Origin of the sequence: Xanthomonas sp. SHU 199, from assembly GCF_000364665.1 — a bacterium.
Classification (GTDB): domain Bacteria; phylum Pseudomonadota; class Gammaproteobacteria; order Xanthomonadales; family Xanthomonadaceae; genus Xanthomonas_A; species Xanthomonas_A sontii.
Genome location: NZ_AQOI01000469.1, coordinates 1 through 3,878, shown reverse-complemented (window position 1 = coordinate 3,878; position 3,878 = coordinate 1). Strand labels below are relative to the sequence as shown.

The following is a 3,878-nucleotide window of genomic DNA, read 5'->3' as shown; positions in this document are numbered from 1 at the left end:
TGGGATCGCGTGTGGCGGTGGCGGTGGACGCGCTGGCCAGCAGCGTCGCCGGGCGCCGGCCGGTGCCGCGCCGCGCCAGCAGGTCGCCGTTGTCGGCCGGAGTGAGTCCGCGTACTTCCACGCGGCCGGTGCCCTTGCCGGTGATGCCGAGCTTGACCGCCGCCGCGTAGCTGAGGTCGATCAGCCGGTCGTCGTGGAACGGACCGCGGTCGTTGATCCGCACCACCACCGACTCGCCGTTGTCCAGGTTGGTGACCAGGGCGAAGCTGGGCAGCGGCAGGGTCTTGTGCGCGGCGGTGAACGCGTACATGTCGTAGACCTCGCGGTTGGAGGTCAGCCGACCATGGAACTTGCTGCCGTAGTACGAGGCGGTGCCGCGCTCGACGTAGCTGTGCGGATCGTCGATGACCACGTACTCGCGGCCCAGCACCATGTACGGGGAGCGGTTGCCGATCGCCGAGCGCGGCTCGTCGGTGACCAGCGGCTCGGGAATGCAGGCGACGTTGGGCACGTAGTCCGGGGTGCTGTCGCGCACGCCGGGCGCGTACAGGCCGCCGGCGGTGTAGTTGCCGCGCTTGGACGGATCTTCCTTGGCCGGCGCGTAGGGCGAGGTCGACGGACAACCGGTGGCGACGTGCGCCGGCCCCTTGCCCTCGACCCGGATGCCGGGCCCGGCGCCGCCGGCGGTCTTCTTCGGGGCGCTGCTGCAGGCGGCCAGCGCCAGCACAGCGACGACGGGAGCGATCCGGAGCAGCGCGTTCGGGTTCATGCCGGGGGTAACTCCTTGCCGGCGATGGCCTGAGACAGTTGGTAGACGGCCATCGCGTACATCTTGGAATTGTTGTAGCGGGTGATCGCGTAGTAGTTCTGGAAGCCGAGCCAGTACTGCTTGCCGGCGCTGCCGTCGAGCGTGATCGGCGTGGCGCCGCCAGCGGCTGCCGGCACCGGCGCGGTCGGCATGTAGCCGCGCGCGGCCAGGTCGGCCAGGGTGTAGGTCGGCGTCCAGTCGGTCGGATTGAATTCCTCGGCGCCCGGGCGCAGCGTCGCCGGCACCGCGACCACGCCGTCGCGCACCCAGCCGCCCTTCTTGACGAAGTAGTTGGCGATGGACGAGAACGCGTCGTCGTAGTCGGTGAACAGATTGCGCTTGCCGTCGCCGTCGCCATCGACCGCGAACTGGCGGTAGCTGGACGGCATGAACTGGCCCAGGCCCATCGCGCCGGCGTAGCTGCCGATCAGGCCGGTGATGTCCAAATTCTCCTCGCGCGCCAGCGCGAACAGCTGGCCGAGCTCATCGCGGAAGAACAGTTCGCGGCGCACCTCGCGCTCGAGCTTGACCGGGTCGCCGCTGCGCGGATAGCGGAACGCCAGCGTGTACAGCGCATCCAGCACGCGGTAGGAGCCGGCGTTCTTGCCGTAGCTGGTTTCCACGCCGATGATCGCGACGATGACCTCGGCCGGCACGCCGGTGCGCGCCTGCACCCGCTGCAGTTCGTCGCGATGCGTGGCCAGGAACGCGCGGCCGCCGTCGATCCGCGCCTGGCTGATGAACATCGGCCGGTATTCGCTCCACGGCTTGACCCGCTCGGCCGGGCGCGACATCGCCGCGACGATCGCATCCTTGAACTGGGCCTGCGCCAGGGTCGCCTCGATCTGCCCCGGATCCATGCCGTACTTGGCCGCGGTGTCGCGGACGAAGTTGGCGCGGGCGACCTCGAACGGGACCGGGGTCAGGTCCACCGGCGGTGCCTGCACCACTTCCGGCGCGGCCTCGGCCGGCGGCGCCGGACGCGGCGCAGGCGGCGGTGCGCTGGCCTGCGGCGGCGACGGAGGCGCCTTGGGCTGGGTCGCGCATGCGACCAGGCCAAGCGTGAGCAGGCAAATCAGCGAGCGTCGGATCATGCCGGCAGACTAACAGATTCAAGATGAATTTCTACCAATAACGCCATGAAACAAAAGAACTTTGCTCCAGGTCAAGTGCGCCCGCAGCATGACCTGCCGGCATGCACCGGGTGCGCGCCCCGGCACGGGCGTGGCGACGGCACAAAAAAGCCGCCGGGGTTGCCCCCGGCGGCCTGGCCTGACGCATGGCGCCCCACTCAGAACGGCGCGTCGATGTCGACCACGTCGATCAGCTTGTGATTGACGAATTCCTTGATACCTAGCCCGATCAGTTCGCGCCCGTAGCCGGAACGGCGCACGCCGCCGAACGGCAGGTCGGCCTTGACCATGGTCGGGTGGTTGACGAACACCATGCCGGTGGAGATGCGCCTGGCCACCGCCACGCCGCGCGCATCGTCGCCGGTGAACACCGAGCCGCCCAGGCCGAACGGCGAATCGTTGGCGATGCGCACCGCGTCGTCCTCGTCCCGGGCGCGGAACAGCATCGACACCGGGCCGAAGAATTCCTGGTGGTAGGCCGGGTTGTCCGGGGCGACGTCGGTGAGGAAGGTCGGCTGCACGAACGCGCCATGCACCGGCACCGGCGGCCCGACCTCGGTCGCGGTGGCGCCATGCCTGACCGCCTCGGCGATCTGCCGCTTCAGGTCGTCGGCGGCACCCTGCGAAGACAGCGGCGCCAGGGTGGTCGCCGGATCCATCGGATCGCCGGCCCGCAGCGCCGCCACGCCGGCGCGGTAGCGCTGCAGGAATTCCTCGTACACCTCCTGCACCACGATCATGCGCTTGGACGACACGCAGACCTGCCCGCCGTTCCAGTGGCGGCCGAACACCGCCCACTTCACCGTCTTCTCCAGCGGCGCATCGTCCAGCACCACGAAGGCGTCGGCACCGCCCAGTTCCATGGTCGACTTCTTCAGCGCCTTGGCCGCCTGGGCCGCGACGATGGCGCCGGCACCTTCCGACCCGGTGAGCGCCACGCCGTGCACGCGCGGATCGTTGAGGATGGTCTCCACCTGGCCGCGGGTGGCGTAGAGATTGGCGAAGGCCCCGGCCGGCAGCCCGGCTTCGGCCATCAGCGCTTGGAACTTGGCCGCGCACTGCGGCACGTTGGAGGCGTGCTTGAGCAACACGGTGTTGCCGGCCGACAGTTGCGGCGCGATGATCCGCGCGATCTGGTAGTACGGGAAATTCCACGGTTCGATCGCCAGCAGCACGCCCAGCGGCTCGTGCACCACCATCGCCCTGCCCTCGGCCGGATCGGCCACCGGCAGATGCTCCGGCGCCAGCAAGCGCTCGGCGTTGACCGCGTAGTACTCGAAGATGTCCGCCGACAGTCGCACCTCGGCTTCGGCCTCGCCGATCAGCTTGCCCATCTCCAGCGTCAGCAGGCATGCGTACTCGCGGGTGTTGGCGCGCAGCAGCCGCGCCGCGGCATGCATCACCCTGGCGCGTTCGGCGAACGGGGCCTGCTTCCATTGCTGGAACGCGGCGTCGGCGGCATCGATCGCGGCCAGTACCTGCGCATCGGTGGCCTCCGGGAAGCTGGCGAGCAATTCGCCGGTATAAGGATTGCGGGTCGCATAGGTCATGGTGGTGTCCTCGTGGAAGGTCGGAAAGCGCCGGACGCCTCGCGCCGGCGCGGGAAGCGGTTGGGTCAGGCGGCCAGTTCCTTCACCGCCTGCACCATGCGGTTGAGCACCGCGGCGGCGTCGCCGTAGACCATGTCGCAGTTGTCGCCGTAGAACAGCAGGTTCTCCACGCCGGCGTAGCCCTTGCCCTGGCCGCGCTTGATCACGTAGACCTGATGCGCCTGGTCGGCGTTGAGGATCGGCATGCCGTAGATCGGCGAGGCCTTGTCGGCGCGCGCCGCCGGATTGACCACGTCGTTGGCGCCGATCACCAGCGCCACGTCGGTGCTGGCGAAGCTGTCGTTGATGTCCTCCATGTCGTAGATCAGGTCGTAGGGCACCCCTGCT

Annotated in this window: 4 protein-coding genes; all 4 read right to left on the bottom strand. The window is 69.2% G+C overall.

Translation table 11 applies throughout. The features are described 5' to 3' along the window. Nucleotides 1-769, bottom strand: a 769-nt coding sequence (locus D183_RS0114890; protein ID WP_017909704.1) for a septal ring lytic transglycosylase RlpA family protein, incomplete at its 3' end; no start/stop codon positions are given. Then, nucleotides 766-1,902: a lytic murein transglycosylase B gene (gene mltB, locus D183_RS0114885; RefSeq protein WP_017909703.1), complete on the bottom strand. Its 1,137-nt coding sequence runs from the start codon at nucleotides 1,900-1,902 to the stop codon at nucleotides 766-768. The genes mltB and D183_RS0114890, both read right to left, overlap by 4 nt. 197 nt (nucleotides 1,903-2,099) lie before the next feature. Continuing rightward, nucleotides 2,100-3,491, bottom strand: coding sequence for an NAD-dependent succinate-semialdehyde dehydrogenase (locus tag D183_RS0114880; protein ID WP_017909702.1), 1,392 nt, complete (start codon nucleotides 3,489-3,491; stop codon nucleotides 2,100-2,102). Between the two features lie 65 nt (nucleotides 3,492-3,556). Then, nucleotides 3,557-3,878, bottom strand: a 322-nt coding sequence (locus D183_RS24875) for an NAD(P)(+) transhydrogenase (Re/Si-specific) subunit beta (protein WP_039727879.1), incomplete at its 5' end; no start/stop codon positions are given.